26 protein-coding genes are annotated in these 25,843 nt (G+C 61.1%); 9 read left to right on the plus strand and 17 right to left on the minus strand.

Annotated features, from left to right (window positions below; genetic code table 11):
* Positions 1-28 precede the first annotated feature (28 nt).
* The 11 genes from tolB to ruvA form a co-directional block, all read right to left on the minus strand.
* Positions 29-1,354: a Tol-Pal system beta propeller repeat protein TolB gene (tolB, locus tag ACWPWQ_RS18410; RefSeq protein WP_025325804.1), complete on the minus strand. Its 1,326-nt coding sequence runs from the start codon at positions 1,352-1,354 to the stop codon at positions 29-31.
* A gap of 93 nt (positions 1,355-1,447) precedes the next feature.
* Complete coding sequence (gene tolA / locus ACWPWQ_RS18415; RefSeq protein WP_454010465.1) at positions 1,448-2,557, minus strand: cell envelope integrity protein TolA; 1,110 nt, start codon at positions 2,555-2,557, stop codon at positions 1,448-1,450.
* A gap of 5 nt (positions 2,558-2,562) precedes the next feature.
* Positions 2,563-3,009, minus strand: coding sequence for a protein TolR (gene tolR, locus ACWPWQ_RS18420; protein ID WP_005331545.1), 447 nt, complete (start codon positions 3,007-3,009; stop codon positions 2,563-2,565).
* Positions 3,010-3,699: a protein TolQ gene (tolQ, locus tag ACWPWQ_RS18425; RefSeq protein WP_025325802.1), complete on the minus strand. Its 690-nt coding sequence runs from the start codon at positions 3,697-3,699 to the stop codon at positions 3,010-3,012.
* Positions 3,689-4,096: a tol-pal system-associated acyl-CoA thioesterase gene (gene ybgC, locus ACWPWQ_RS18430; RefSeq protein WP_005331541.1), complete on the minus strand. Its 408-nt coding sequence runs from the start codon at positions 4,094-4,096 to the stop codon at positions 3,689-3,691. Before ybgC ends, tolQ begins: the two co-directional genes overlap by 11 nt.
* 208 nt (positions 4,097-4,304) lie before the next feature.
* Positions 4,305-4,616: a cyd operon YbgE family protein gene (locus ACWPWQ_RS18435; RefSeq protein WP_454010466.1), complete on the minus strand. Its 312-nt coding sequence runs from the start codon at positions 4,614-4,616 to the stop codon at positions 4,305-4,307.
* A complete protein-coding gene (cydX, locus tag ACWPWQ_RS18440; RefSeq protein WP_005331536.1) occupies positions 4,603-4,719 on the minus strand; it encodes a cytochrome bd-I oxidase subunit CydX in 117 nt (38 codons plus the stop codon). Before cydX ends, ACWPWQ_RS18435 begins: the two co-directional genes overlap by 14 nt.
* Before the next feature lie 14 nt (positions 4,720-4,733).
* The gene (gene cydB, locus ACWPWQ_RS18445; protein ID WP_454010467.1) at positions 4,734-5,870 is read right to left on the minus strand and encodes a cytochrome d ubiquinol oxidase subunit II; all 1,137 of its coding nucleotides are present in this window, start codon (positions 5,868-5,870) and stop codon (positions 4,734-4,736) included.
* Between the two features lie 12 nt (positions 5,871-5,882).
* Positions 5,883-7,439: a cytochrome ubiquinol oxidase subunit I gene (cydA, locus tag ACWPWQ_RS18450; RefSeq protein ID WP_454010468.1), complete on the minus strand. Its 1,557-nt coding sequence runs from the start codon at positions 7,437-7,439 to the stop codon at positions 5,883-5,885.
* A gap of 937 nt (positions 7,440-8,376) precedes the next feature.
* The gene (gene ruvB / locus ACWPWQ_RS18455) at positions 8,377-9,387 is read right to left on the minus strand and encodes a Holliday junction branch migration DNA helicase RuvB (RefSeq protein WP_043128861.1); all 1,011 of its coding nucleotides are present in this window, start codon (positions 9,385-9,387) and stop codon (positions 8,377-8,379) included.
* A 75-nt stretch (positions 9,388-9,462) separates the two neighbouring features.
* Positions 9,463-10,077: a Holliday junction branch migration protein RuvA gene (gene ruvA / locus ACWPWQ_RS18460; RefSeq protein ID WP_454010469.1), complete on the minus strand. Its 615-nt coding sequence runs from the start codon at positions 10,075-10,077 to the stop codon at positions 9,463-9,465.
* A 256-nt stretch (positions 10,078-10,333) separates the two neighbouring features.
* Here ruvA and ACWPWQ_RS18465 point away from each other — a divergent pair, with 256 nt between their 5' ends.
* Together ACWPWQ_RS18465 and ACWPWQ_RS18470 are read left to right on the plus strand one after the other, a co-directional pair.
* Positions 10,334-12,058 carry a proline--tRNA ligase gene (locus ACWPWQ_RS18465; protein ID WP_454010470.1) on the plus strand — a complete coding sequence of 575 codons (1,725 nt, stop codon included), beginning with the start codon at positions 10,334-10,336 and terminating at the stop codon, positions 12,056-12,058.
* A 195-nt stretch (positions 12,059-12,253) separates the two neighbouring features.
* On the plus strand, positions 12,254-12,883 hold the full coding sequence (locus ACWPWQ_RS18470; protein ID WP_371159738.1) for a 3'-5' exonuclease: 630 nt from the start codon (positions 12,254-12,256) through the stop codon (positions 12,881-12,883).
* 201 nt (positions 12,884-13,084) lie between these two features.
* On the opposite strand, the gene ACWPWQ_RS18475 is transcribed toward ACWPWQ_RS18470, so the two are convergent.
* The 3 genes from ACWPWQ_RS18475 to ACWPWQ_RS18485 all read right to left on the minus strand — a co-directional run bounded on the left by ACWPWQ_RS18475 (position 13,085) and on the right by ACWPWQ_RS18485 (position 14,994).
* Positions 13,085-13,765, minus strand: coding sequence for an SDR family oxidoreductase (locus tag ACWPWQ_RS18475; RefSeq protein ID WP_454010471.1), 681 nt, complete (start codon positions 13,763-13,765; stop codon positions 13,085-13,087).
* A gap of 66 nt (positions 13,766-13,831) precedes the next feature.
* A complete protein-coding gene (locus tag ACWPWQ_RS18480; protein ID WP_139439071.1) occupies positions 13,832-14,461 on the minus strand; it encodes a TIGR04219 family outer membrane beta-barrel protein in 630 nt (209 codons plus the stop codon).
* A gap of 92 nt (positions 14,462-14,553) precedes the next feature.
* A complete protein-coding gene (locus ACWPWQ_RS18485) occupies positions 14,554-14,994 on the minus strand; it encodes a copper chaperone PCu(A)C (RefSeq protein ID WP_454010472.1) in 441 nt (146 codons plus the stop codon).
* A gap of 89 nt (positions 14,995-15,083) precedes the next feature.
* On the opposite strand from ACWPWQ_RS18485, the gene ACWPWQ_RS18490 reads away from it, so the two are divergent.
* Positions 15,084-15,839 (plus strand): enoyl-CoA hydratase-related protein, encoded by a 756-nt coding sequence (locus tag ACWPWQ_RS18490; RefSeq protein ID WP_454010473.1) that lies wholly within the window; start codon positions 15,084-15,086, stop codon positions 15,837-15,839.
* On the opposite strand, the gene ACWPWQ_RS18495 is transcribed toward ACWPWQ_RS18490, so the two are convergent.
* Positions 15,832-16,260 (minus strand): DUF2753 family protein, encoded by a 429-nt coding sequence (locus tag ACWPWQ_RS18495; protein ID WP_106884927.1) that lies wholly within the window; start codon positions 16,258-16,260, stop codon positions 15,832-15,834. The genes ACWPWQ_RS18490 and ACWPWQ_RS18495 overlap by 8 nt on opposite strands.
* A 291-nt stretch (positions 16,261-16,551) precedes the next feature.
* Here ACWPWQ_RS18495 and ACWPWQ_RS18500 point away from each other — a divergent pair, with 291 nt between their 5' ends.
* Entirely contained in the window at positions 16,552-17,217 is a 666-nt protein-coding gene (locus ACWPWQ_RS18500) for a CatB-related O-acetyltransferase (RefSeq protein WP_454010474.1), read from the plus strand.
* A gap of 35 nt (positions 17,218-17,252) precedes the next feature.
* Here ACWPWQ_RS18500 and ACWPWQ_RS18505 read toward each other — a convergent pair whose 3' ends face one another.
* Entirely contained in the window at positions 17,253-17,960 is a 708-nt protein-coding gene (locus tag ACWPWQ_RS18505) for a ParB-like protein (RefSeq protein WP_454010475.1), read from the minus strand.
* 174 nt (positions 17,961-18,134) lie between these two features.
* On the opposite strand from ACWPWQ_RS18505, the gene ACWPWQ_RS18510 reads away from it, so the two are divergent.
* The 5 genes from ACWPWQ_RS18510 to ACWPWQ_RS18530 all read left to right on the plus strand — a co-directional run bounded on the left by ACWPWQ_RS18510 (position 18,135) and on the right by ACWPWQ_RS18530 (position 24,179).
* Positions 18,135-19,739, plus strand: coding sequence for a peptide ABC transporter substrate-binding protein (locus tag ACWPWQ_RS18510; protein ID WP_454010476.1), 1,605 nt, complete (start codon positions 18,135-18,137; stop codon positions 19,737-19,739).
* A gap of 109 nt (positions 19,740-19,848) precedes the next feature.
* A complete protein-coding gene (locus ACWPWQ_RS18515) occupies positions 19,849-20,148 on the plus strand; it encodes a hypothetical protein (RefSeq protein WP_454010477.1) in 300 nt (99 codons plus the stop codon).
* A 167-nt stretch (positions 20,149-20,315) separates the two neighbouring features.
* Entirely contained in the window at positions 20,316-21,875 is a 1,560-nt protein-coding gene (locus ACWPWQ_RS18520; protein WP_454010478.1) for a methyl-accepting chemotaxis protein, read from the plus strand.
* A 205-nt stretch (positions 21,876-22,080) separates the two neighbouring features.
* Positions 22,081-23,397, plus strand: a complete 1,317-nt coding sequence (locus ACWPWQ_RS18525) for a sphingomyelin phosphodiesterase (protein WP_454010479.1) — start codon at positions 22,081-22,083, stop codon at positions 23,395-23,397.
* Positions 23,394-24,179: a hypothetical protein gene (locus tag ACWPWQ_RS18530; protein WP_404837761.1), complete on the plus strand. Its 786-nt coding sequence runs from the start codon at positions 23,394-23,396 to the stop codon at positions 24,177-24,179. The genes ACWPWQ_RS18525 and ACWPWQ_RS18530 overlap by 4 nt, the downstream gene beginning before the upstream one ends.
* Before the next feature lie 73 nt (positions 24,180-24,252).
* Here the strand turns inward: ACWPWQ_RS18530 and ACWPWQ_RS18535 are convergent, their stop codons facing one another.
* Entirely contained in the window at positions 24,253-25,755 is a 1,503-nt protein-coding gene (locus ACWPWQ_RS18535) for an alkaline phosphatase D family protein (RefSeq protein WP_454010480.1), read from the minus strand.
* Positions 25,756-25,843 lie beyond the last annotated feature (88 nt).

Here is a 25,843-nt window from a genome sequence, read left to right on the forward strand (position 1 = left end):
ACAAAACAAAAAACAATCGATTTTTTTATCAATTCAAGAAGGGCGACCAAGCTGGTGCACGAATTTCACCGCTACTGGTCGGAAGCACTGCCTTGAAGCGACCATCGGTCGATACCAACGCAAGACTCTTACGACCCTGATAGATGGTGGCATAAATGATCATGCTGCCATTGGGTGCCACACTTGGCGACTCGTCCAGAGCACTCTGGGTCAGTACCAACATGGCTCCGTTCTCCATATCCTGGCGAGCGATGCGATATTGTCCCTGAACCCGGGTCACCATCACCATGGACTTGCCGTCCGGCGTGATGGATGCCCCCTGGTTGGAATCCCCTTCCCAGGTCATCCGGCGAGTGACGCCAGTCGCCAAATTTACGCTATAAATCTGGGGTTTGCCACCACGTTCAGAGGTGAACAGCAAAGTTTGACCGTCCGGCATCCAGGAGGGTTCGGTGTCTATGGTACGGTTATTTGTGACTCGAGTGAGTTGCTTGCTAGCAACATCAACAACATAGAGATCAGGCTGCCCATCTTTGGACAAAACAATAGCCAAACGGCGACCATCTGGTGACCACTCGGGGGCACCGTTGATGCCGCGGAAACTGGTGATCAGGCTGCGTTGCTGGGTATAGATGTCCTGCACATAGATCTCGGACTTCTGGTTCTCGAAGCTCACATAGGCCAGCTTGCTGCCATCCGGCGACCAGGCCGGTGACATCAGCGGCTCGCGGGAGCGCAGCAGGGTCTTCTCGTTGTAGCCATCGTAATCTGAGATCCGCAGCTGGTACGGGAACTGGGTGCCCTGCTGGACGGAGACATAGGCCAGACGGGTAAGGAAGGCACCACGCTCACCGGTCAGACGCTCGTAGACGATGTCGGAGATGCGGTGGGCGAACTGGCGCATCTGGGCACCCGGTATGGTCGCCATGCGGCTGTCGAGGATGTAGCCGTTCGCTTCCCCGCCCTGGGTCTTGGCCAGCTGGCCCTTCAGCACGTCGACCAGCTCGAAGTTGATCTTGTAGGTGCCATCACCGACCGCCGCGATGGAACCGACCACCACGGCCTCCACACCCTGGGACGCCCAGGGGGCGAAGTTGATCTCGCCGCTGGTGCTCGGGGTCTGCGGCATCTGGCCACGGGCCAGCGGCTTGAACTTGCCGCTGCGCATCAGGTCGTTGGAGACCACCTCTGCGATGTCCTGTGGCAGTTGACCATTGCCTTCCCACTTGAAGGGGGCGATGGCGATGGGGCGCGCACTGTCAATACCGCCGGTGATGACGATGTCCAAGGCCGCCTGAGCGCTCTGGCCTAGCAGAAGGCAGCCAACCAAAGCAAAAAACACTTTTCTTATCATGGCTTAAATACTCTGTTCCAATAAAAATGAGAGGTGAAATTCCTTTATCAGCAGATGCTGCCAACCACGGTCAATGACCCCGTTTTATCACGTCTAGATGCTCGGTTCTAACTTGAGGTTAAACTCCTTCAACATCTCGAACGCCGCCGGATCCTTCGGCACCGGCAACTGATTCGCCTTCAGCACAGCCGCCTTGCCGGAGCGGCAGACCGCCGGGTCACCCTGGCCGTTGTCCACCGAGATGACGAAGCCGGTACTGGCCAATTTGACACCGATAGTACAGGTTTTGCCCCGCATGGTGGGATCCAAAATCATGTAGCGCTCGACCGTTGCCTTGATGAGGGCGGCGTACTTGTCGACCTCCCCCTTGGCGGCAGCCGATGCGGCCTGGCTGCGGGAACTGGCCTCAGCCTCCAGCTGCTGCTGCATCATGGCTTCCATCTCTTTCTGCAGCTTGGCCTCCTCGGCCGCCTTGCGTTTGCGCTCCGCCTCTATCTTGGCCTTCTTGTCAGCCTCGGCCTTCGCCTTCTTCTCTGCGTCAGCTTTTGCCTTCTTGGCGGCTTCATCTGCAGCCTTTTTCTCTGCCTCAGCCTTGGCCTTCTTCTCGGCTTCCGCCTTGGCCTTCTTGTCGGCTTCAGCCTTCTTGGCCGCATCCGCCTTCGCCTTGGCTTTCTCTTCGGCCTGCTTCTTCTCCAGCTCTTCTTTCTTTTTCTTGAGCGCCAGCGCCTTGGCGAGTTCCTCTTCCTGGCGCTTGGCTTCAGCCTGCTTGGTCTTCTGCGCCTCCAGCTTGCGGGCCTCCTCGGCCTTCTGGGCCTGCTCTTCCGCCTGCTTCTGCTCGGCTACCTTCTTCTGCTTCTCGGTCTCGGCCTTGCGGGTGGCCTCCTCGGCCTCCTTGCGCTTGGTCTCGGCGATGCGCAGACGCTCCTGCTCCTTCGCCAGCTCGCGCCGGGCCTGATCGGCGTCTTCCTTGTCCTTCTCTTTCTGCTGCTGGGCAGCCTTAGGCTGAGCTTTCTGCTGCTGGATCTGCTGTGCCTGTTGCTCCAGGAACTCGCTGTCCAGCATCACCGCATTGACGATCTGTCCCTTCGACTCGGGGCGCTTGGGCTTGCTGAAGTCGACCCCGACCAGCAGTATGATGCCGATGATCAGATGCAGCAGCAGCGACGCGACGAGATAACCGGAAATACCACGCTTCACATCCATCTCCGTCAGTTCACCGGATCCGTCATCAGGCCAACCTGAGGCACACCGGCTTTCTTGAGGGCCACCATCAGCAGGATCACCTCTTCGTAACGCACGGACTTGTCACCCGCCACTACCACGGGAGCATTCTGGTTGATGGCCAGATAGCCCATGGCCTTCTCGGTGATGTATTGCTGCATCGCCTCGGGCGTGCCGCTTGGCACTGGTTCGTCATCCGCCTCACCAGCCTTGATGACGTACTCACCCTCGGTGTTGACGCTGACGATGAAGGGGGGCTTGGCGTCCTCGGGCAGTTGCTCGGACTCCGCCTGGGGCAGGTCCACCTTGACCCCCTGCGTGATCACCGGCGTTACCGCCATGAAGATGATGAGCAGCACCAGCATGACGTCGATATAGGGCACCACGTTGATCTCGGCGACCTTCTTGCGCCGGATCCGCTGATAGGTTTGCATTTACTTGTCACCCTGCTGCTGTGCAATCTGACGGTTCAGTATGGTGGTGAACTCGTCCATGAAGTTGGCGTAGGCGTTCTCCAGCTTCTCCACCTTGTTGGTGAATCTGTTATAGAAAATAACCGCGGGAATGGCCGCGAACAGACCCATGGCGGTGGCGATCAGCGCCTCCGCGATGCCCGGTGCCACCATCTGCAGGGTCGCCTGCTGCACCTGGCCCAGGGCGATAAAGGCGTTCATGATGCCCCATACGGTACCAAACAGGCCGATATAGGGGCTGATGGAGCCGACGGTCGCCAGCACTGGCAGGTTGGATTCCAGCTCGTCCACCGCACGGGACAGAGAGACGCGCATGGCGCGGTAAGTACCGTCCATCACCGCATCCTGGCCACGGGCACCGGCCTTGAGCAGGCGGGCATACTCCTTGAAGCCGGAATAGAAGATGTCTTCCATGCCTTCGATGTCATCGCGGCGGGAGGAGGACTCCTGATAGAGACGGTTGAGGTCGACGCCAGACCAGAATCTGTCTTCAAACTGCTCCGAGGCGAGGTTGGCCGCCTTGATGACCTTGGAACGCTGGATGATCAGCGCCCAGGAGACGACCGACATGCCCATCAGGGTCATCATGACCAGTTTCACCAGCAGACTGGCTTGCCAGAACAGACCAATAAACGAAATTTCAGCGTGCACTTAACAGCACTCCCTTGATTTTTTCAGGTATTGCAACAGGTTTCATTTGCGGATGACTGACACAGGCAATCTGTACCATGGCCTGGGTGATCAGTCGTCCATCGGCCGCCAGGATCTGCTGTGAAAAGCGCATGGAAGCACGTTTCACTTCAGTCACTTGCGTCAATACGGTCAGCAGTTCATTGAAGCGGGCCGCGGAGCGGAAATCGATCTCGGTGCGACTCACCACGAAGGCGATCCCCGCCTGCAACAGGACATCTTGCTCGATGTCGCCGGCGCGCAGGAACTCGGTGCGAGCCCGTTCCATAAACTTGAGATAATTGGCGTTGTAGACGATGCCTCCGGCGTCTGTGTCTTCGTAGTAGACACGTACCGGAAACTCAGAGACTTCCCCCATAAAAATCTGTGATCCATTCGACAGTCAGATGGGGGGCTATCATAGCGCAGGGCTGAATAGGAAAGAAGCAGGGGGAGACAGGGAAATCCCATCTCCCCCTGTTTTTTATGGCAGGCAATAACGGCCCATCCGCCGGGGGCAAAACCACGGCCGCACTGCGGGGTACAAAAGCAGAGGGAGGCAGAAAATGTCTGGCCTCCCTCTGTGTTTATGGCAGGTAATAACCGCTGGTCAGCCAGAGCCCGTACAACAGGCTTGGCAAGGCGAGCCAGGGGAAAAACAGCAGGCGCCCGACCAGGCTGCGGGGGTGGAATCCCAGTCCGTGCATGACGCCGCAGCAGACCGCCCACATCAGCCAGGGGGCCAGCCAGAGACCGTGGTCACTGGTGTTGGTGGCGACCAGATTCGGTGCCTGCAAGATGGCGACGCCCAGCAGGGCCGCCGCCAGCAACATCAGACCTTGCCATGGCTGGCGCTCCAGGGGAGCGGCCAGCCGGGCGAGCCTGTCACTTGTCTTCATCGATCTGACGATCCAGGTTCTCGGTGTGCTCCAACCAGAGCGCATTGATGATCCCAAACGCACAGGCCAGCAACAGCCCCAGGATCCAGGTGAAATACCACATATCAGGGCACCTTCTTAGTAGAGCGATTGTTGGTTGTCTTCGATGTGCTTGTTACTCACCCGGCCAAACATCTTGATGTAGGTCCAGATGGTGTAAGCCAGCACTGTCGGTACGAAGACGACTGCGACTACCGTCATCACCTTGAGGGTGTTGAAGGAGGCGGTGGCATCCCACATGGTCAGGCTCTGGGACGGCTCCAGGCTGGAGGGCATCACGAACGGGAACATGGAGAAGCCCGCGGTCAGTATGATGCCGGCAATGGCCAGGGAGGAGAACAGGAATGCCATCCAGCCCTTGCCCAGCTTGGCCGCAAGCGCGGTCAGCAGGCTCATCACCAGACCCAGTACGGGGGCGGCAATCATCCAGGGGTAGAGGTTGTAGTTCTGCATCCAGGCTCCGGCCTGCACCACCACTTCCTTGTGAAGCGGGTTGGTGACGGCGTCGGTAGCGACGGCGCCCACGATCACATAGCCATCCATGCCGCTCACCCAGACACCGGCCAGGGCAAACAGCACCAGGGTCAGCAGGGAGAAGATCATGGCGGCGGTGCGGGAGCGGGCCAGCACTTCACCTTCGGTCTTCATCATCAGCCAGGCAGCGCCCTGGGTCACTATCATGAACAGGCTCACCAGGCCAGCCAGCAGACCGAACGGGTTGAGCAGGCCGAAGAAGTTGCCGTGGTAGGTCAGCATCAGGAACTGGTTGAAGCTGAAGGGAACCCCTTGCAGCAGGTTGCCGAAAGCCACCCCGAAGATGACGGGGGGAATGGCACTACCGGCGAACAGCGCCCAGTCCCAGCTGGTGCGCCACTGGGCGCCTTCCAGCAGGGAGCGGTACTTGAAGCCGACCGGACGGAAGAAGAGCGCCATCAGGGTCAGGATCATGGCGATGTAGAAGCCGGAGAAGGCCGCCGCATAGACCATGGGCCAGGCCGCGAACAGGGCACCGCCCGCGGTGACCAGCCAGACCTGGTTGCCTTCCCAGTGCGGCCCCATGGTGTTGAGCATCACCCGACGCTCCACATCCTTCTTGCCGACGAAGGGGAGCAGGGCACCGACCCCCATATCGAAGCCGTCGGTGATGGCGAAGCCGATCAGCAGCACGCCGACCAACACCCACCAGACCAGACGCAACATTTCGTAATCAAACATGGGTTACTCTCCTTATGCCTTGCTCTGTTCGAAGTGGTACTTGCCCGTCTTCAGGCTGCTTGGGCCCAGACGCGCATACTTGAACATCAGGTACATCTCGATGATCAGCAGTACGGTGTAGAACAGGCAGATCCCGATCAGGGAGAACCAGATCTCGGACGCAGGGATATTGGATGCGGAGACTGAGGTCGGCAGCATCTCGGCGATGGTCCAGGGTTGGCGACCGTACTCGGCGACAAACCAGCCTGCCTCGATGGCGATCCAGGGCAGCGGGATGCCGTACAGCAGCGCCTTGAGCAACCACTTGCGCTCACCGATCTTGTGGCGAGTGCTGTCATAGAAGGCCAGACCGATCAGCACCAGCATCAACATGCCGCAGGCAACCATGATGCGGAAGGCGAAGAACAGCGGCAGCACCTGCGGGATGGAGTCATCCACGGCGGCCTTGATCTGATCGTCGGTCGCGTCGGTCACGTTGGTGGTGTAACGCTTGAGCAGCAGACCGTAGCCCAGATCCTGCTTCACCTCGTCGAAGCGAGCGCGGGTCTCGTCTGACTTGTCGCCGGATTGCAGCTTGGTCAGCAGATCGTAGGCGGTCATGCCGCTGCGCACGCGCACTTCATGCTCGCTCTTCAGATCCTTGAGACCGGTCACCTGACCGTCCAGGGAACGGGTCGCTATGATGCCGAGGGCATAAGGGATCTTGATGGCGTAGTCGGTGCGCATCTCTTCCTGGTTCGGAATGCCGAACAGGGTGAAGGACGCGGGGGCCGGCTCGGTGTTCCACTCGGCCTCGATGGCCGCCAGCTTCACCTTCTGCACTTCTCCGGTCTCGTAGCCGGACTCGTCACCCAGCACCAGCACGGAGAGGATGGAGGCCATGCCGAACGCGGCCGCAATGGCGAAGGAGCGACGGGCGAAGGCCACATCACGATTCTTCAGCAGGTAGTAGGAGGAGATGCCCAGCACGAACATGGCGCCCGTGGTATAGCCCGCCGCCACTGTGTGGACGAACTTGACCTGCGCCACCGGGTTGAACACCAGATCGGCGAAGCTCACCATCTCCATGCGCATGGATTCGAAGTTGAACTCGGCGCCGACCGGGTTCTGCATCCAGCCGTTGGCGACCAGGATCCAGAGGGCGGAGAGGTTGGTCCCGAGTGCCATCAGCCAGGTTGCCGCCAGATGCTGGCGCTTGCTGAGGCGATCCCAACCGAAGAAGAACATGCCGACGAAGGTGGACTCCAGGAAGAAGGCCATCAAGCCTTCGATGGCCAGCGGGGCCCCGAAGATATCGCCGACATAGTGGGAGTAGTAAGCCCAGTTGGTACCGAACTGAAACTCCATGGTGAGCCCGGTGGTAACCCCAAGGGCAAAGTTGATACCAAACAACTTGCCCCAGAACTTGGTCATGTCCCGGTACACTGTGTTGTTGGTCATCACATAGACAGACTCCATGATCGCCAGGAGGAAGGCCATTCCCAGCGTCAGGGGTACAAACAGGAAGTGATAAAGGGCCGTCGCAGCGAATTGGAACCGCGATAGGTCTACCACATGCTCAGCAATCATGATGTTTCCTCACCGATTATTGGCACGGCTATTTTAAGTTTTAAGGACAAAGCTTCCATTGGAAGTCCCCGAATGGTCGATCACCCCTCGCGGACTGACCGGATTCGACTGCCACCATATTAACAACAAGGCAATATAGAGGAACAAAAAAAGCTAATGTTTAACATCTGGTAAACATTAACTGCAGTTCTATTCTCGCCTATAATGATGGCTGTTTTATATCATCTTTATTTGATTGAAATCAATGTAAACCCATCATCAATACATGCCTTTTCAAGGCAACTTACAAGCCGTTTCCCATTAATTTTGGGAGCTTGCTCACAAAAAACATTAAACCGTAAACACTTGATTTAAATCAATTTTAACTCTCGTCAAAATAGTTTCAATTCTGTTAAACAAATAGACGAGATGAGCAGGCAAGCCCTTATCAATCCGATATTTCAAGAATGGTGCAGGCCATCATGAAATCAATTTAAAACCAACAAAAACACATGTTTATGCGGATAGGGCTATCTCGCAAAGTCATTAATTTATCTAATCCGAAACACATAGATTTTCTTGTTTGTCCGACCCGGCAAGAGCTCCTACAATGCGCCTCGCAGTGAGGGCACACCTCTGGATACAGGCCGGTCATTCCGGGTTCCCGGTACGTATTCGATGAACATTTCGAACCTGTTTGTTGGGATTAATGATGAAAAAGTTTGTTGCCAAGACCATCCGTTACTACAAGCTTTCGTTCGTTCAACTCTATCAAATGAACCGACTCTGAGGCCTCGCGACGGCTCCTCTGTTTTTTCCCGACCGGTCTGCAGACGCACTCACTGTCTGTGAACATCCATCCTGAATTGTCTTTGCCCACCGCATCCGCCGTGGGCTTTTTTTTGCCCGGATAATAAAAAACCGCCCTGGGGGCGGTTTGTCGTTCAAAAGGCTGCTTTTACTGCTCATCTGGCCGTTGCAGGCCAAAGTGCGCATAAGCTCTCGGTGTCGCGATCCGCCCTCTGGGTGTACGTTGCAGATAGCCTTGCTGGATCAGATAAGGCTCCAGCACGTCCTCTATGGTGTCCTTCTCTTCCCCTATGGCGGCGGCCAGGTTGTCGAGACCCACTGGCCCCCCCATAAACTTGTCGATGACGGCCAACAATAGCTTGCGGTCCATGAAGTCGAACCCCTCATTGTCCACGTCCAGCATGTCCATGGCACGGGCCGCTATGGGTCCATCAATGCGACCATCGGATTTCACCTGGGCGAAATCCCGCACCCGTCTTAACAGACGGTTAGCAATCCGCGGGGTCCCCCGGGAGCGACGAGCCACCTCCAGCGCCCCGTCCCCCGACATGTCGAGCCCGAGGCAGCGGGCGCTGCGGGAGACGATGTCGGTGAGATCCTTGACGTTGTAGAACTCGAGGCGCTGGACTATCCCGAAGCGGTCACGCAAGGGGCTGGTCAGGGAGCCGGCCCGGGTGGTGGCCCCGATCAGGGTGAAGGGAGGGAGATCGAGCTTGATGGAGCGGGCGGCAGGCCCCTCTCCTATCATGATGTCGAGCTGGTAATCCTCCATGGCCGGATAGAGCACCTCCTCCACCACGGGGCTGAGGCGGTGGATTTCGTCGATGAACAATACATCGTTCGGTTCGAGGTTGGTGAGCAGGGCGGCGAGATCGCCGGCCTTCTCCAGCACCGGGCCCGAGGTGGTCTTGATGTTAACCCCCATCTCGTTGGCCACGATATTCGCGAGCGTGGTCTTGCCAAGCCCGGGTGGGCCGAAGATCAGCAGATGATCGAGGGCCTCCCCGCGCTGGCGGGCGGCCTCGATGAAGATCTCCATCTGGTCGCAGACGTGATCCTGCCCGGTGTAATCCGCCAGCTTCCTGGGCCGGATGGCCCTATCGATGACCTCGTCCTCGCGGGCGGCACCGGCCGAGATGAGACGATCCGCTTCAATCATGCACAACCTCACGCTCTGCATCCCCGCGCTCACAGTCCAGTGACCCGGGATGGTCCGCTTGCTTCATTGTCATCCTCACACCAGGCTGCGCAGGGATTCACGGATGATGGCTTCCACCGACATGCCCTCGCTGGCCACCTTGGCCACGATCTGGCTCGCCTGCTGCGGCTTGTAACCGAGCGCCACCAGGGCGCTGGCCGCCTCTTCGCTGGCATCGGGGGCACGCAGCTGGCTCTCCTGGGCGGGCGGGCTGATGGCGGCAGGGGAGAAGAGATCGTGGCTGACCCAGCCCTTGAGGCGGTCTTTCATCTCCACCACCAGTCGCTCGGCGGTCTTCTTGCCCACACCGGGCAACTTGACCAGGGAGCTTATCTCCTCGCGCTCGACGCTCATCACGAACTGGGTGGCCGTCATGCCGGAGAGGATGGCCAGCGCCAGCTTGGGGCCGACCCCGTTGGTCTTGATCAGCTCGCGAAACAGCGCCCGCTCCTGCTTATGATTGAAGCCATAGAGCAGCTGGGCATCTTCGCGCACCACGAAGTGGGTGTGAATGACAGCTTCCTTCCCGAGCTCGGGCAGATCATAGAAGCAGCTCATGGGCATGTGCACTTCATAGCCCAGGCCCCCCACTTCGATCAGCACCTCAGGGGGTTGTTTCTCGATGATGACGCCTCTCAAGCGACCGATCATGTTCTCTTCCTCGCCACGCAGACTCTTGCAAATTGGGTCATAGCATAAAGAATAACTGGATAAGTATCCAGCATAGGGCTTGTCCCGCGATCTGCCGCTCCCCCTCCCCTGCCCGGTGGGACAAGGCCCGTGCCAGCGCGGCCCTTCCCCCCTGCCTGGCTGAATTTAGCCCTTGGGCCACGGGGCTCGGCCTGTTAAAATTCCGCACTTGAAATTTTCCAGGGCCAAGGGCCCGAACTAGCGAAGGTCTACCGCGATGCGTACCAGCCAATATCTGCTTTCCACTCTCAAGGAAACCCCCTCCGACGCTGAAGTCATCAGCCACCAGCTGATGCTGCGCGCCGGGATGATCCGTAAACTGGCCTCCGGCATGTACGCCTGGCTGCCAACCGGTCTGCGGGTACTGAAAAAGATCGAGAACATTGTTCGCGAAGAGATGAACAATGCTGGTGCCATCGAAGTTTCCATGCCGGTGGTACAACCCGCCGAGCTGTGGCAGGAGTCCGGTCGCTGGGATGACTACGGCCCCGAGCTGTGCCGTCTGACCGACCGTCACAACCGCCCCTTCGTGCTGGGCCCGACCCACGAAGAGGTGATCACCGCCCTGATCCGTTACGAAGTGAACAGCTACAAGCAGTTGCCGCTGAATCTGTACCAGATCCAGACCAAGTTCCGCGACGAGGTTCGCCCCCGTTTCGGCGTGATGCGCGGTCGCGAGTTCCTGATGAAGGATGCCTACTCCTTCCACATCGACAAGGCCTCGCTGATCGAGACCTACGAGAAGATGCACGCCGCCTACTGCGCCGCCTTCACCCGCATGGGTCTGAACTTCCGTCCGGTGCAGGCCGATACCGGCTCCATCGGTGGCACCGGCTCCCACGAATTCCAGGTGCTGGCCGAGAGCGGTGAAGACCTGATCGCCTTCTCCGATACATCAGATTACGCCGCCAATATCGAGATGGCCGAAGCGTTGGCACCGGCCGGTGAGCGCGCTGCCGCCACCGCAGCCCTGACCAAGGTCGCCACCCCGGCCGTTCACACCATCGACGAGGTTGCCGCCTTCCTGGCCGTGGCACCGACCGCCATCGCCAAGACCCTGCTGGTACTGGCCGAAGCGGACGAGCACGGCAAGCAGGCGGTCATCGCCCTGGTGTTGCGTGGCGACCACGAGCTGAACGAAATCAAGGCAGAGAAGCTGGCTGGCGTCGCCAACCCGCTCACCTTCGCCAATGACGAGCAGATCAAGGCTGCCGCCGGTTGCGATGCAGGCTCCATAGGCCCGGTCGGCTTTGCCGGTCGCATCATCGTCGATCGCAGCGCTGCCCATCTGAGCGATTTTGTTTGCGGCGCCAACGAGACCGGCTTCCACCTGACCGGTGCCAACTGGGATCGCGACATCGCCGCTTACGAGGTTGCCGACCTGCGCAACGTGGTGGAAGGCGACCCCAGCCCGTGCGGCCAGGGCAAGCTGCTGCTCAAGCGCGGCATCGAAGTGGGCCACATCTTCCAGCTGGGGACCAAGTACTCCGAAGCCATGAAGGCGAGCGTGCTGAACGAGGGCGGCAAGTCCGTCACCATGGAGATGGGTTGCTACGGTATAGGTGTTTCCCGTCTGGTGGCCGCCGCCATCGAGCAGAACAACGACCAATACGGCATCATCTGGCCGGAAGCCATAGCGCCGTTCGAAGTGGCCATCGTGCCGATGAACATGCACAAGTCCGAGCGCGTCGCCGAGCAGGCGCAGCAGTTCTACGCCGAGCTGAAGGCCGCCGGTGTGGACGTCTTGTTCGACGACCGTAAGGAGCGTCCTGGCGTGATGTTCGCCGACATGGAGCTGATCGGTGTGCCGCACGCCATCGTCATCGGCGATCGCGGTCTGGACAACGGCGTGGTGGAGTACAAGTGCCGCCGCACCGGCGAGAAGCAGGAAGTGGCGATCAGCGAGATCGTCGCCCTGCTCAAGGCCAAGCTGGGTCGCTGATAACGCCGACACCACCTTTCGCTTTTCATAAGAAAGCCCCGAGTGCCACGGCACTCGGGGCTTTTTATATGGCTTTCAGCCATGATGCACAAAAATGCGTCTCCAGCGTGAACCAATGAGATAACTGTATTGCCCTGTACACGGCACGGCTGATTTCCTAGACTGACGCTCTTTACCCAGCTTGCCCGAGAAGTTATGTCCATCGCCTCAGCCAATACCGTTGTCGTGCTCGACTTCGAGACCACAGGGCTTTCACCCGGACAAGGGGATAGAGCCATCGAGATCGGTGCCGTCAGAATCAAGGATGGCCATATCAGTGAGCGTTTCTCGGCATTGATGAATCCGGGCTTCAACGTGAGCAGCTTCATCGAGCAATATACCGGGATCAGCAATGCCATGCTGAAACAGGCTCCCCCCTGCAACGAGGTGATGGCGGATTTCGTCGACTTTATCGGTGATGACAATCTGGTCGCCCACAACGCCTCCTTCGACAAGCGCTTTCTGGATGCGGAAATAGAGCGATTGCCGGCGCAATACTGCGGGCAGTTCGCCTGTTCCCTGCTGCTGTCGAGGCGCCTGTTTCACGATGCCCCGGATCACAAGCTGGGTACCCTGGTGCAATACCGGTGTCTGCCCAATGACGGGGTGTTTCACCGCGCCCTGGCGGATGCCGAGGTGACGGCCCACCTCTGGCTTGCCTTGTTGGAAGAGCTGGCGTGTCGATATGGCATTATCGACCCGGATTTTGAATTGCTGCTGACCCTTGGCAAGAAGCCAAAACAGGTGATCCCATCCTTCCTGCGGGAATATGCGGCTCGGAAATAATATGTGCCGACATGCATCATCACTCATTCATGCCATGTCGGCATTAAATTTACCCGCCTTCAAATCCATGATGGCCCGGCGTAAAGACAGGCAGGCAAGAAGATAATTTAGCACTGCACATCAATGAAAAAAGCGCGCCAAATGGCGCGCTTTTTGTTTCTGCTTTCGTGAACGACGGGAGCCTGCTGGCAGGACATCGCCTCAGGCGTTGCGACCGATAAAGAGATCGGTCACATGGCAGCTGCTTCTCGCTTCCAGTGCGTCGAGCATGTAGGCCGCCGCATCTTCCGGAGTCATGAAGCCGCTCGGGTCCAGGTGATCCGAGTTGTCCCAGAATTCGCTGCGGATCCCGCTCGGATAGAGGTTCACCAGCCGCAGCGGCGAGCCTTTCAGCTCGGCCCGCAACGACTCCAGAAAACCGCGCATCCCCCATTTGGAGGCGCAGTAGAGGCTCTCGTTGGCCTTGCCGGTCTGGGCCGCGGAGGAGAGCACATTGGCCAGCACCCCGCCTTGTTCGCCGATGAGGCGCACCGTCTGCTGGGCCACCAGTATGGTGGAGACGAGATTGCTCTCCACCACCCGGCGCACCTGCTCGGCGGTGTAGACACCGACAGGGCCGAATTCCCCGACGCCGGCACAGTGGATCACGAGGGAAGGCAAGCCACCCCAGGCCACGGCGGCACCGAAGGCCATCTCCACCTCTTCGTGGTGGGCCAGATCGGCGGCGATGCCGACCACGGCGCTGCCGAGCCGCTGTTCCTGCTCCTGCAACTTGTGATAACGGCGCCCCATCATGGAGACCCTATGACCGCGCTCAACCAGTCCGATTGTCAGAGCGCGCCCAAGGCCGGAGCCCGCGCCAGTCACTATGATATGGCCCATTATCTCTCCTTCCTCACCCTTTCCCGTCAAACACGTCCGGGTGGCCCATCGCCACCCTTCGTCAGATTAGAAGGTGAATTCGCCACCGATGAACCAGCCGTCGATGCTCTGGTCGACACGATCGAAGTCCATCTCGGCCTCACGCCAGCCGGCACGGATCTTGAGCGGCACTGTGGAGAACTTGTAGGAACCACCCAGGCGGTAGTCATAGTTGTCCGCATCCTGCACACGCAGATCACCAAAGGCGGCAAAGCCGGTACCCGGGATGCGCACTTCACCACCGGTGTAGGCCATCAGCACGTCCTTGTCGTAGGAGTAATGCTGGGTGTTGAAGTCGCCATCGTAGCGACGACCGGTCAGACCCAGATCGAGCTGGAACAGGTCGTTGTTCATCAGGCGGTAGTAGAGGCTCAGATCATAGGCCAGCAGATCGTTGCTGAAGGAGCCGCCGCTGGTGCTGAAATCGGACATCTCGAACTTGGCGTTCGGCAGCAGGAAGATGCCGTGCTCCAGTTGCAGGTAGCCGCTCCAGTTGTAGTTGTCGTCATAGCTGCCATCGGCACCGACACCGCTGACCTGGCCGCTCCCTTGGGAGTTCCACATATCGGCACCCGCCGCGAAACGCCAGTCATCGGCGGCCATGGCTGCATGGCTGAACAGGGCAATCAGGCTGCCGGCAATCAGGGTCTTCTTCATTACATAGCTCCATTATGGACTGGAAAGACCCTCATTTTACCCGGTGAGCAAGGAATACCTAGAGCAAAAAGCTGAACAAGCGTCCATTAATGTCAGTGCTGCATGCCCTTCATCGGCTCGACCGGCTTCACCGGCAGACTCAGGCTCAGGGTCTGACCATCGTCCAGGGTTAGGGTCAGGGGGAAGGGCCTGTCCTCAGAGAGATCCCGCACCTCGAACAGCATGATGTGGAGGCTGCCGGGTTTGAGCGCCACTTCCCCTTTTGCCGGCACCTCGATGCTCTCCACCTGGCGCATCTTCATGACGCCATTCTCGTGCAGATGGGTGTGCAGCTCGGCACGGCCCGCGTCAGAGGAGGCTACCGCAGTCAGGGTCACCGGCTTGTCCGCGTCATTCTTGAGCACCATGAAGGCCGCCGTGTTGGGCGAACCCGGGGGGAGCAGGCGCACATAACCGTCGACGGCCTCGACCTTGGCCAGCGCGGGGGCGGCCAGGAGCAGGGCCAGGCTGGAATAAAACGCACGTTTAAACATGGTTGAAATCCTTTTATGATGTTGTTAAACGAAGCGAAGCTTACCCCTGTGGCAAGCTTTTGGCAGCCCCCGAACACAAGGATTCAGACATGGCCCTCACAATTCTGGCCGAGCAGCAGGATGGCTTGCTCCTCCTGACCCTCAACCGGCCGGACAAGCGCAATGCCCTCAACACAGAGATGTACCTGGCCCTCACCGAGGCCTTTCAGCAGGCCGCCCAGGACGAGAGCGTGCATGTGGTGTTGCTGCAAGGGCAGCAGGAGTGCTTCACCGCGGGCAATGATCTCGCGGACTTCATGGGCAAGAGCAGTCTGGAAGCGGATGACCCCATCCTGCAGTTCCTCCACACCCTGGCCGATTTCCCCAAGTCGGTGATCGCCGCCGTGGGTGGCCCGGCGGTGGGCATAGGCACCACCCTGCTGCTGCACTGCGATCTGGTCTATCTGGGGGAGAACGCCCGGCTGCAACTGCCCTTCGTCGAGCTGGGGCTGGTGCCGGAGTTTGCCTCCAGCCTCTTGCTGCCCCGCGCCGTGGGTCACCTGAAGGCGGCGGAGCTGCTGTTGCTGGCGGAGGCCATCGACGCCGGGGAGGCGCTGCGGCTCGGGCTGGCCAACCGGGTGCTGGCGGTGGAGGAACTGCTCCCCTTCGCCCGCGAGCAGGGGCTGAAGCTCGCGGCCAAGGCGCCCAAGGCACTGCAAAAGAGCAAGGCGCTGCTCAAGCAGGAGCTCAGGCAGGCGGTGCATTTCGTCATCGATCTGGAGGCCCGTGCCTTCTCCCTCGCCCTGCAAGGGGAGGAGGCCCAAAGACGCATCGCACGGCGGCTCGGGCGCACAACCGCTAGTTGAGGCGGAAGCGGCCTATCAACTCGCAGCCCTGCACCTTGTCCTGCACCTGGATCAACCTGGCGATCTCGGGGTTGGGGTGGCGCTTCAAGAAGGAGAGCAGGGCGGCGCGGCAGCAGCCCAGCTCGCTGATGAGGGACTCGCACTCCCGGTTCGGGCACTGGGGCACCAGGGCGGTGACCAGCTCGGAGGCGAGCTTGAGGTAGCGCAGCTCATAGGCGGGCTCCTCCATGGCGCGCCAGAAGTCGGCCATCCGGTGACAGGTGGCGACCCGCATGCTGGCCAGTTCGTCCAGATCCCCGGACGCCAGCTCATACACTTCCCCCAGGGCCTGCTGATAGAGGCAGATGGCCGTGCCAAGTGCCCCCATGCCCAGGGCATTCTCCGCCTCCAGCATGTAACGCTGCCAGTTCTGATTCGTCATTGTCCTCTCTCCTGCCGATACGAGTGGAGCCTGTATCATGGCTAATCGAGAATAAATATCAACCAGACCCTTTGTGCAGGTTTTGACCAGCAGAGCCCCTCTGCTTGGCATTGCCCTCCCCATCCCTTACCATCTGGCCTCTTCTGTCGGGAGCCCCTCCTCATGCAACGACCCCGTTCACCCCAGGCGCTGGGCTGCTCTACCCTGTGCGTGCCCCGCCTGCTGGTCTGGATCCATTAGCTGCGCCAATCCGCGCATCCAATACCTATCCATTCAACGAGGAACACAGCCATGACCCTCTGCCAGCATTGGTCGCAGGTCGAGTACCTGCACCTGACGGTGACCAATCCCAACATCTGCCTCAAGGGGCGACACAGCTACTACTCGGGCGCCTGGGACGGTCCCTTCGAAGAGGAGGCCGTGCGCTACCTGCACGGCGACCGCTGGAGCCGCTCAGCCGACACCGGCTGGGACCCCCTCTGGCACATAGACAGGCTCCATCTCGGCGACTATGTGCAAATCGCCGCCGGGGTGAAGATCATCATGGGGGGCAACCACACCCACAACACCGACTTCATCAGCACCTATCCGTTTGCCGAAGTGGCGGCGCTCAAGCGCAGCTACAGACCCGCCAGTGATACCCGCATCGGCAATGACGTCTGGATCGGCATGGAGGCCATGATCATGCCGGGGGTCACCATAGGGAATGGCGCCATCATAGCCGCCCGGGCCCTGGTCAATCAGGATGTGCCGCCCTATGCCATGGTGGCGGGTACCCCGGCCAGGGTGGTGCGGATGCGCTTTGGCGACGACGAGATTGCCCGGTTGCAGGCGCTCGCCTGGTGGGATTGGCCGGATGACAAGGTGCAGGCCCTGCTGCCGCTGATCCAGCAAGGAGAGGTGGCCCTGCTGGAACAGGCCGCCGCCCGCTGGCAAGGTGCCGGTCAGGAAGAGTGACGAGGGGCGCCTGGGTGCCCCTTCCTGATCCCGCGTCAGCTGCCGCTGCGTGGCGGGTTGAGGCGGCACTGTTTGCCGGGATAGCCGGGCAAGGCACTGGCCTTGCTGTTGCAGGCCAGGCGCTTGGCCTCGGCGAGGCGATCCGCCAGATTGGCGGCATTGACCGGCTGCCAGGCCATCTGCTGGCCGAGCCAGCTGGCCCAGGCGAACTCGACGAAGTAGACCTGATCCTGCTTGCTGAAGTAGCCCGCATCCTGCAGCAGGCCCGCCAGGGTACGGTAGGGATAGTCCGGCAGCTCGCCGATATGGCCGGGCAGCTGTTCCGGGGTGAGCGGCTGACCCCGCTCATCCTTGAGCCAGGCCCAGTGGTTGTTCTGCATCTGGCTCCAGAAACTGGCCCTGTCCTGCAAGCGGGCGATCACCTTGACACTCACCGCCTTCACCCCCTGTTGCCACAGCGCCTTGGTCAGGTGATGCCTGTCCACCAGCCAGTAGCCGCCATCGGGGGCGATGACCACGGGTATCTCTTTCTTTTTCATCAGCTTGTCGAGCTGCTTCTCGCTCTTGTCCGCCAGCTCAGCCACTGTGGTATCGACCTGCAACTGCCCCACCCCGCCCTGAGTCGGATGCAGTTGATCTATGCTCACCTCGCACCAGCTCCCCACCTGGCTGGTCTGCTCGCAAGGGGCCAGTGCCCAGGCACCCTGGCTCAGCACACAGGCCAATAACATCCATACTCTCATCGCTTGCTCCTCTTGCCCGCACTCGGGGCGGGCGTACATAGGGTTGTCGTCCCGGATATCATGGGACTCACTCTGGCGGTCTGACCAGCAAAGGGGATATCATGATTCCCCGTCTGCCGGCGATGAATTCTCGCCGAGTTTTCTCCTCGCTTCACACAATTTGAAGGATTCGCCATGAAAGGATGGAGCCCCCTGCTGGCCCTGCTGGGCTGTGTCTGTGCCCAGGCCGCCGATGTGCCGGCCGGCACCCAACTCGCCGCCGAACAGGCCGTCGTGCGTCATCTCAAGGACGAACCGACCAGCCTGAGCCCGCTCAAACTGGTCGGTCTGCCCGAGCTGCAAGTGCTCAGAGACCTCTATGAGGGGCTCTTGACCCAGGGGGCGGACGGCAAGGTGCTGCCCGGAGTGGCGGCGAGCTGGGATAACGAGGGGAACCAGAGATTCACCTTCCACCTGAGGCCGGATGCCCGCTGGTCCAACGGGGATCTCGTGCGCGCCAGCGATTTCGTCTATGGCTGGCGCAAGCTGGTGGATCCCAAGGAGGCCGCCACCTTCGCCTGGTTTGCCCAGCTGGCCCATTTCGACAAGGTGGACGAGATCGTCGAGGGCAAGCTGCCTCCCGAGGCGCTCGGGGTGCAAGCCCTGGATGAGCACACCCTGCAGGTGACCCTCTCCCAGCCAGTGCCCTACTTCCTGAGCCTGCTGACCCACCCCAGCCTCTCCCCCCTGCACAGGGCCAGCATGGAGCAATATGGCAACCAGTGGACCCAGCCGGGCAAGCTGGTGGGCAACGGCGCCTTCGTGCTGAGCCACAGGGTGGTGAACGAGAAGCTGGAGCTGACCCCTAACCCCTATTACTGGGATCGCGCCCATACGGTACTGACCCGGGTCACCTTCGTCCCCATCAATCAGGAGAGTGCCGCCACCAACCGCTATCTGGCGGGGGATCTGCACATCACCGAATCCTTCCCCAAGGAGCAGTACCACAAGCTGATGAAGCAGATCCCGGGGGAGGTCTATACCCCGGAGCAGCTCGGCACCTATTACTACGCCTTCAACACCCAGCGGGCCCCCCTGAACGACGTGCGGGTGCGTCAGGCGCTCTCCTACACCATCGATCGGGCGCTCATCGCCGACAAGGTGCTGGGCACAGGGGAAAAACCCGCCTACCACTTCACCCCGGATGTGACCGCAGGGTTCGTCCCCAAGCCCAACCTGCTCTCCACCAGCAGCCAGCAGGCGCTGGACGAGAAGGCCAAGGCGCTGCTGAAGGAGGCGGGCTATGGCCCGGACAAGCCCCTCAAGCTCACCCTGCTCTACAACACGGCTGAAATTCACAAGAAGATGGCGCTGGCCATCGCCAACCTCTGGAAGCAGAAGCTGGGGGCCCAGGTCGAGCTCACCAATCAGGAGTGGAAGACCTACCTCGACAGCCGCCAGAGCGGCCAGTTCGAGGTGATCCGCTCCTCCTGGGTCGCCGATTACAACGATCCTTCCGCCTTCCTCGGTCTGTGGGGATCCCACCACAGCGGCAACATGGCCCGCTTCGCCAACCCCGGTTATGACGCCCTGCTGACCCGGGCGGCCAGCAGCCAGGATCCCGCCGAGCGGGCACGCCTGTTCGACGAGGCCGAGACCATCTTGCAGGAGGAGGCGCCGATCGCCCCCATCTACCAGTACACCAACGCCCGTCTGATCAAGCCCTGGCTCAGGGGCTATCCCATCAACAACCCGGAAGACGTGGCCTACAGCCGCCAGCTCTACCTCGTCAAGCACTGATCCCTCGGGGGCCAGCCCGGCTGGCCCCCTCTTCCCACTGTACCCATTCAAGTTCCCGGCATAAAATGCCGCCTCTCTTCGTCCATCAGCCCGTTAGATAGATCTCCCTATGCCTTGTCTGCTCCTGCTTGCCCTGTTGTTTGCCCTCCCCGCCAAGGCCGCCAATGAAAGCCAATGCCGCCAGGCCTTCCTCGAATGGATGCTGAGCCAGCAGAAACAGTTCAGCGATCGCAAGGCCAGCAAGATGGAGCGGCGCAACGCCGAGCGGGCCATCGATCAGGCCCGTGACGAGTTCGCCAAGCAGGAGAGCTTCTGCCAGGCCATGGCCTGGGTCTCCCGCGATCAAAGCCAGGATCCCCGCTTCAAGCCCCGGACGGGGGAGATCCACGACTTCACCCCCCGCAGTTGACCCCGCCCCGACGTCGCCCTTCATCTACTCCTTTTTTCAGTCGTCATAGTGTTGATTTATTGACCCAAGCCAAGATAACCACTTGGGTCGCCCCTACAATGAAGCCGTAACGACAACACACAATAAAAACAAATTTATCAGTTACTTGGCTCATTCAGGATGCGCACATGACCACTACCCGGCAAGAAGGGGAGATCCGTTTCCCCGATCACATATCATTGATTTCGACCACGGACCCCGCCAGCCACATCACCTATGCCAACCAGCACTTCTGCGACGTGGCCGGCTACAGCGCCACCGAGATGGAAGGGGTTCCCCACAATCTGGTACGCCACCCCGACATGCCCAGGGCCGCCTTCGCCGACATGTGGCAGCGGCTGCAGCAAGGCAAGAGCTGGATGGGACTGGTGAAGAACCGTGCCAAGAGCGGCCAGTTCTACTGGGTCAATGCCTATGTCACCCCCATCCTCAACGAACGGCAGCAGATCATCGAATACCAGTCGGTCCGCACCCGCCCGCAGGATCACGACATCGCCTGGGCGGAGCGGCTCTATGCCCGGATCCGGGCGGGCAAGGCACTGCCCTGGCAGAGTCGCTTCACCCTGGAGCCGGGGCAACTCGGCCTGCTGCTCTCGGGCACCGCCCTGGTCGGCATGGGGATCAGCCTGATGACGGGTCAGGCCGCCTGGGGTGGTCTCACCCTGCTCTGCCTGCTGGCCCAGATGGGGCATGGCTGGCACCTGCAACGGCGGCTGGCCCGGCTGCTGGCCATGGCGGGGGAGGAGCTGGGCACGCCCCTCTGTCAGGTGCTCTATGCCAGACGTCAGGACAGCCTGGCGGCCATCGAGCTCTTGCTGCGCATGAAGAAGGCCGAGCTCAGGGCCGTGGTGGGGCGCAGCGCCGACACCAACCAGCAGATACTGCAGGCGGCGGAGGATGACAGGGGGCATATCCAGACCATAGACACCCACCTGCAACAGCAGCGGGCCCAGAGCGAACAGCTGGCCGCCGCCATCACCCAGATGAGCCAGTCGATCCGCGGTGTGGCCGACAACGCCCATCAGGCCAACGCCCTGGTGAGCGAGGTGCAGCAGGTGTCAGCCAGCGGCCAGCAGGCGCTGGCGACCACCCGCGCCTCGGTCAACCGACTCCACCAGGAGCTGGACGCCAGTCAGGGGGTGTTGGCGCGCCTGACCCAGGACAGCCAGAAGATCAGCGGCATCCTGGAGGTGATCGGGCAGATTGCGGATCAGACCAACCTGCTCTCCCTCAATGCGGCCATAGAGGCGGCCCGGGCCGGCGAGCAGGGGCGTGGCTTTGCGGTGGTGGCCGACGAGATCCGGGCGCTGGCCCAGAAGACCCGCAGCTCCACCGGCGAGATCAGCGACATGATAGGGGCGCTGCAGCAGAGCACCCGGCAACTCTCAGACGGCATGACCCAGGGAGCCCAGACCTCGGCCCTCTGCCAGCAGCACATGGGCGCCACCGCCGAGGTGCTCGACCAGATCAACCAGATGCTGGCCCAGGTGACCCACACCAGCGACGAGATAGCCCAGGCCGTCAGCCAGCAGGCGGACGTGACCAGCACCCTGGATCAGGGCATCCACCAGATCCACCAGCTGGCCAGCCACACCGCCGACAACAGCAGGCAGGCCCTCGATGGCATCACCCTGCTGGTGGAGCGGCTGCAGAACCTCTCCCGCCTGATCAATCAGTTCCACGACTGAGCTTGCCCCCCGTGTAGCCAGGCGCGTCTGCGGACGCGCTGCTATGTCTCGGCCGCCAACCCTATCCGAATGTGCTCCCTCCCCCCTGGTTCTTCCTCCCCATATGGGGCCTTTCATTTATTTGTAACAAAAATGTAAATGAAATAACCCCAACGCCCGCCATAACTGTCACTTTCCAGCGTGCCTCGACCAGAAGGACTTCATGATGCACAAGCCCCTCAGCTATGCCGCCCTGCTGCTGGCCAGCCAGTTTCCGTTGCAGGCGCTCGCCGATACCGATGTCTACCTCACCAACAACGGCCCCGAGCCCTTGCAACTGACGATCCACCAGAGCGGCTCCGGCGAGCTGCAGGCGGGCAGCCAGTGGACTCAGCACAGGACGGAGCTGGGCCCCTGGGAGAGCGCCATGGTGCTCAGCTTCAATCGCTACGAGGGGGTGAAGGCGGGCAAGCACTATCTGTTCGAAACCCGGGTCACCACTTCAAGCGGCGACACCTATCGCCTCAACCAGCGGATGGAGGGCACCTGGTGGAACAGCACCCTGCAGCACGGCGGCGAAACGCCGGCAGACGGCTCCGGCTGGCAGAGCGATCGGGTGATCCATCGCGTTGCAGGGCCACAGGAGCTGGCCTTCGCCGCCAAGTACACCGGCCGCTACGACGATCTGCACTATATGCTGACGCCCGCCCGGCAAGAGGAGCAGCCGGAGCCGGCGGAGGACAAGCTCAAGGTCGCCAGCTACAACGTCTGGGCCCTGCCGGTGATCGCCGCCAGTATCGGCGAGCGGCTGACCCTGCTGCCCGAGTACCTCAAGGGCTATGATGCCCTGTTGCTGCAGGAGGTGTTCGACGGCCGCCGCGAGGGCTTCCTGCAGGCGCTGGCCAAAGAGTATCCCTATCAGACCAAGGTGCTCGACAAGCCCGGGGTCAACATCCACGACGGCGGCGTGGTGATCGTCAGCCGCTACCCCATAGTACGCGAGGCCCAGCTGGTCTATCCCCAGTGCACCGGCACCGACTGCTTCGCCGACAAGGGGGTGATGTACGCCGAGGTGATCAAGGGGGGCAAGGCCTGGCACCTGTTCGCCACCCACACCGCCAGTTTCGACACCGACGAGGCGAGACGGCTGCGCCAGATCCAGTTCGGCCAGATCCGCACCCTGGCCGCCAGCCTCAAGATCCCGGCCAGCGACACCGTCATCTACGGCGGTGACTTCAACGTCAACAAGCGCAAGTTCGCCGACGACTACGCCAGCATGCTGGCCAACCTGAACGCTCATGAGCCCAGCTATGGCGGCTACACCGAGGCCACCTTCGATCCCAGGCTCAACCCCTACGCCGGCGGGCCCCTCTCCGGCGGCGCCAACGTCGAGTACCTGGACTATCTGGTGGTGAGCCGGGAGTACGGCGCCGCCAGCCACAACCTCAACAGCGTCTGGATCCCGCGCTCCAGCGATGGCAGCCTCTGGCCCGCCAGCAACCTCTCCGATCACTTCCCGGTCAAGGGAGAGATCAGCCGATGAAGCGCCGCTACGGCTTTCTGGCCCTGGCGGTGCTGGCGCTGTTGCTGCTCAACCTCGGCGGGCGGGATGATCCGGACCAGCCAGTGCCAGCAAGCAGGCCAAGCCCTGTCACCGCTGCCCCGTCGCCACAGGCATCGGCGCCGCTGGCGCCCGCTGCCGGCCAGACTGCCGCCTCAGGGCCCGTCACAACCGGGCCATTGCCCGCCAGCTGGCGGGCCATGCCGGACGAAATGAACCACCAGCTCGCCAGCGAGATAACGGACAGCGATCAGCCGCTGAGCGAGCGGCTCGCCAATCTGATCGCGCTGGAATCCCAGTGGATGAGTGAGGGGGAGAGCCTGACACTGTTGCAGGGGCGCTACGCCCAGGCACTCGAGCAGCTGGCGCAGGAGAACGAGCAGTTGCCGCTGGCCGAGCGGCTGGCGGCCCTGACCCGGCTGCAGGATGAGTGGGCGGCGGATCACCCGGATCTGACGGCGGATCTGTTCAACCCGGATGCCCGGTTGCAGCAGGCGCGCCAGCTGTGGGGGGACGAGGAGCTGGAGACATTGGCCCGCCACTTCCTGCCGACCGGGCAGGCCGAAGCGACCGTGCAGTTTGCCGCCACCCGCCAGCAGCAGCTGGATCAGCGCGGCCACTACCAGCAGCAGTTGGCCGAGCTGGAGCAGCAGTTGGTGGCCAGCCGGGGCAACATGGACGAGGCCAGCTGGCAGCAGCACAGGGAAGCGGTTCTCGGCCAGTTTCGGCGCGACTTCTTCGCCCAGACGCAGGACCAGCCCTGAGCAGGCAACGGCTTGGGGTATCTGATCTCGACAAGAAAAAGGGCCCGTCAGGGCCCTTCGCATTTTCCCGGCATCAGGCCAGCGGATAGCTGGCGGCCAACCCGTTCTCGCAATGCCAGTTGGCCCACAGCTTGTTGTCGCTGCCCATCTGCAGGGTCGCGAAGTTGCGGGTGCGCAGATAGACGGGGGCGCCGAACGGCTTGATCAGCTCGGCACGGACCAGTCGGCTCTCGTCGAGGTATTCGGGATCGTCGTTGGTCATGGCGAGGATCCCCGTCCACTGGAACTGGGTGGGGCAGGGATGCACTATGCCGGAGGAGACCAGCTGGTGCACATTCATCACCCCCTCCCCCCGCCGGTCCTGGATCACCCCGAGGCAACCCACGTGCACATCCCCGGACAGGATCAGGGTCTTGGGGATCGCCTGATTCTCTCCCTTGACGGCCTGGCGCCGCAGTCTGGCATTGTCCAGCAACCGCATGATGAGGCGGGCCCGCTCCCCCTGGTGTGACTTGGCGCGCCAGTGATCCTTGAGATCGTCGGTCAGCTCCTCCTCCCAGGGGGTCGCATCGAATGCCGCCTCGGTGAAGGAGAAATCCCGATAGACCACGGGCACCCCGGTCATGACCAACAGGTGCCCCTCACCGCAATCCGCCAGCGCCCCGTTGATCTGTTCCCACTGCTCCCGGCTCATCACCTGGTTCTGGCTGCGGGTCGCCCGGTTGTCCAACGCCAGGATCTGGTAACCCCGAAAACGCAGTCGCCAGGAGTGATGGGTCAGGTGCACAGGATCCAGCAGGGAGACATTGGCAGCGGAGCGCAGCTGGAACAGCCGGAAATACTTGGCGGCGGCGGCATAGATGGCCTGATAGACCTCGCAGCCCTGCAAGTCGGCGGGATAGCTGCCCCAGCCATCGAAGATGTCGTGATCGTCCCACATCATGACGCTCGGCACCCGGGCCAGCATGGTGGCCACCTCGGGGCGGCTCCACTGCCGGCAGTAGAGTTCGCAATAGAAGCGATCGAGCTGTTCCACCATGGTCCGGGTCGCCTTGCGCTTGACCTTGTCCACCCGATCCAGCTCGTTCCAGGCTTTCAGGGTCGGTACCGAGGTCCAGAGGGAGTCGGCATAGACCTGATCGCCTCCCATCAGCAGCAGGGAGAAAGGATGGGCCTGGTGTTCGGCAGCTAGCTTGTCCCACATGGCGTAGGGGGCCGGGGTGGAGGTGAGCAGTTTGAAATCGGAGAAACCGTTGCAGGAGGCGTAGCCTATCAGCACATTCTCTTTCTTCCCCGGCAGATAAAACTGCCATTTATCGTACCCACCGAGATCTTGTGCAGGCTTGTCGTCCAGTAGGATCTCATAGTCGATGGGGGTACCGGCCTTCTTGGGGCTCGCCTGCCAGACGAGCCGCCAGAAAGCGCCTTTCGGGGTATCCGCCTGCTTGCTGGCAGCCAGCACCTCGCCGTTTATCCTCACGGCCGCGCTCTTGCAACCGGCCTCCGTCATGAAGCAGAGGCTGTATTGGGTCTCTGATTCGAGCCCGAGCAAGGGCCCCATTACCAGACTGGTCATTCGTCATCCCTCCATGGTGAAACCCATGGAGCATAGCGAAACGGTATCTATTTGATACTGACCAGTTGGGCGAGCAGAAGGCTTGGAC

This window comes from Aeromonas sp. Marseille-Q7275 (assembly GCF_965119515.1).

Excerpts from the sequence above, each read along its gene's own strand:
- tolB (WP_025325804.1), bottom strand. The coding sequence starts at position 1,354 with ATGATAAGAAAAGTGTTTTTTGCTTTGGTTGGCTGCCTTCTGCTAGGC.
- tolA (WP_454010465.1), bottom strand. The coding sequence starts at position 2,557 with ATGGATGTGAAGCGTGGTATTTCCGGTTATCTCGTCGCGTCGCTGCTG.
- tolR (WP_005331545.1), bottom strand. The coding sequence starts at position 3,009 with ATGCAAACCTATCAGCGGATCCGGCGCAAGAAGGTCGCCGAGATCAAC.
- ybgC (WP_005331541.1), bottom strand. The coding sequence starts at position 4,096 with ATGGGGGAAGTCTCTGAGTTTCCGGTACGTGTCTACTACGAAGACACA.
- ACWPWQ_RS18435 (WP_454010466.1), bottom strand. The coding sequence starts at position 4,616 with ATGAAGACAAGTGACAGGCTCGCCCGGCTGGCCGCTCCCCTGGAGCGC.
- cydX (WP_005331536.1), bottom strand. The coding sequence starts at position 4,719 with ATGTGGTATTTCACCTGGATCCTGGGGCTGTTGCTGGCCTGTGCGTTT.
- cydB (WP_454010467.1), bottom strand. The coding sequence starts at position 5,870 with ATGTTTGATTACGAAATGTTGCGTCTGGTCTGGTGGGTGTTGGTCGGC.
- cydA (WP_454010468.1), bottom strand. The coding sequence starts at position 7,439 with ATGATTGCTGAGCATGTGGTAGACCTATCGCGGTTCCAATTCGCTGCG.
- ruvB (WP_043128861.1), bottom strand. The coding sequence starts at position 9,387 with ATGATTGAAGCGGATCGTCTCATCTCGGCCGGTGCCGCCCGCGAGGAC.
- ruvA (WP_454010469.1), bottom strand. The coding sequence starts at position 10,077 with ATGATCGGTCGCTTGAGAGGCGTCATCATCGAGAAACAACCCCCTGAG.
- ACWPWQ_RS18465 (WP_454010470.1), top strand. The coding sequence starts at position 10,334 with ATGCGTACCAGCCAATATCTGCTTTCCACTCTCAAGGAAACCCCCTCC.
- ACWPWQ_RS18470 (WP_371159738.1), top strand. The coding sequence starts at position 12,254 with ATGTCCATCGCCTCAGCCAATACCGTTGTCGTGCTCGACTTCGAGACC.
- ACWPWQ_RS18475 (WP_454010471.1), bottom strand. The coding sequence starts at position 13,765 with ATGGGCCATATCATAGTGACTGGCGCGGGCTCCGGCCTTGGGCGCGCT.
- ACWPWQ_RS18480 (WP_139439071.1), bottom strand. The coding sequence starts at position 14,461 with ATGAAGAAGACCCTGATTGCCGGCAGCCTGATTGCCCTGTTCAGCCAT.
- ACWPWQ_RS18485 (WP_454010472.1), bottom strand. The coding sequence starts at position 14,994 with ATGTTTAAACGTGCGTTTTATTCCAGCCTGGCCCTGCTCCTGGCCGCC.
- ACWPWQ_RS18490 (WP_454010473.1), top strand. The coding sequence starts at position 15,084 with ATGGCCCTCACAATTCTGGCCGAGCAGCAGGATGGCTTGCTCCTCCTG.
- ACWPWQ_RS18495 (WP_106884927.1), bottom strand. The coding sequence starts at position 16,260 with ATGACGAATCAGAACTGGCAGCGTTACATGCTGGAGGCGGAGAATGCC.
- ACWPWQ_RS18500 (WP_454010474.1), top strand. The coding sequence starts at position 16,552 with ATGACCCTCTGCCAGCATTGGTCGCAGGTCGAGTACCTGCACCTGACG.
- ACWPWQ_RS18505 (WP_454010475.1), bottom strand. The coding sequence starts at position 17,960 with ATGAGAGTATGGATGTTATTGGCCTGTGTGCTGAGCCAGGGTGCCTGG.
- ACWPWQ_RS18510 (WP_454010476.1), top strand. The coding sequence starts at position 18,135 with ATGAAAGGATGGAGCCCCCTGCTGGCCCTGCTGGGCTGTGTCTGTGCC.
- ACWPWQ_RS18515 (WP_454010477.1), top strand. The coding sequence starts at position 19,849 with ATGCCTTGTCTGCTCCTGCTTGCCCTGTTGTTTGCCCTCCCCGCCAAG.
- ACWPWQ_RS18520 (WP_454010478.1), top strand. The coding sequence starts at position 20,316 with ATGACCACTACCCGGCAAGAAGGGGAGATCCGTTTCCCCGATCACATA.
- ACWPWQ_RS18525 (WP_454010479.1), top strand. The coding sequence starts at position 22,081 with ATGCACAAGCCCCTCAGCTATGCCGCCCTGCTGCTGGCCAGCCAGTTT.
- ACWPWQ_RS18530 (WP_404837761.1), top strand. The coding sequence starts at position 23,394 with ATGAAGCGCCGCTACGGCTTTCTGGCCCTGGCGGTGCTGGCGCTGTTG.
- ACWPWQ_RS18535 (WP_454010480.1), bottom strand. The coding sequence starts at position 25,755 with ATGACCAGTCTGGTAATGGGGCCCTTGCTCGGGCTCGAATCAGAGACC.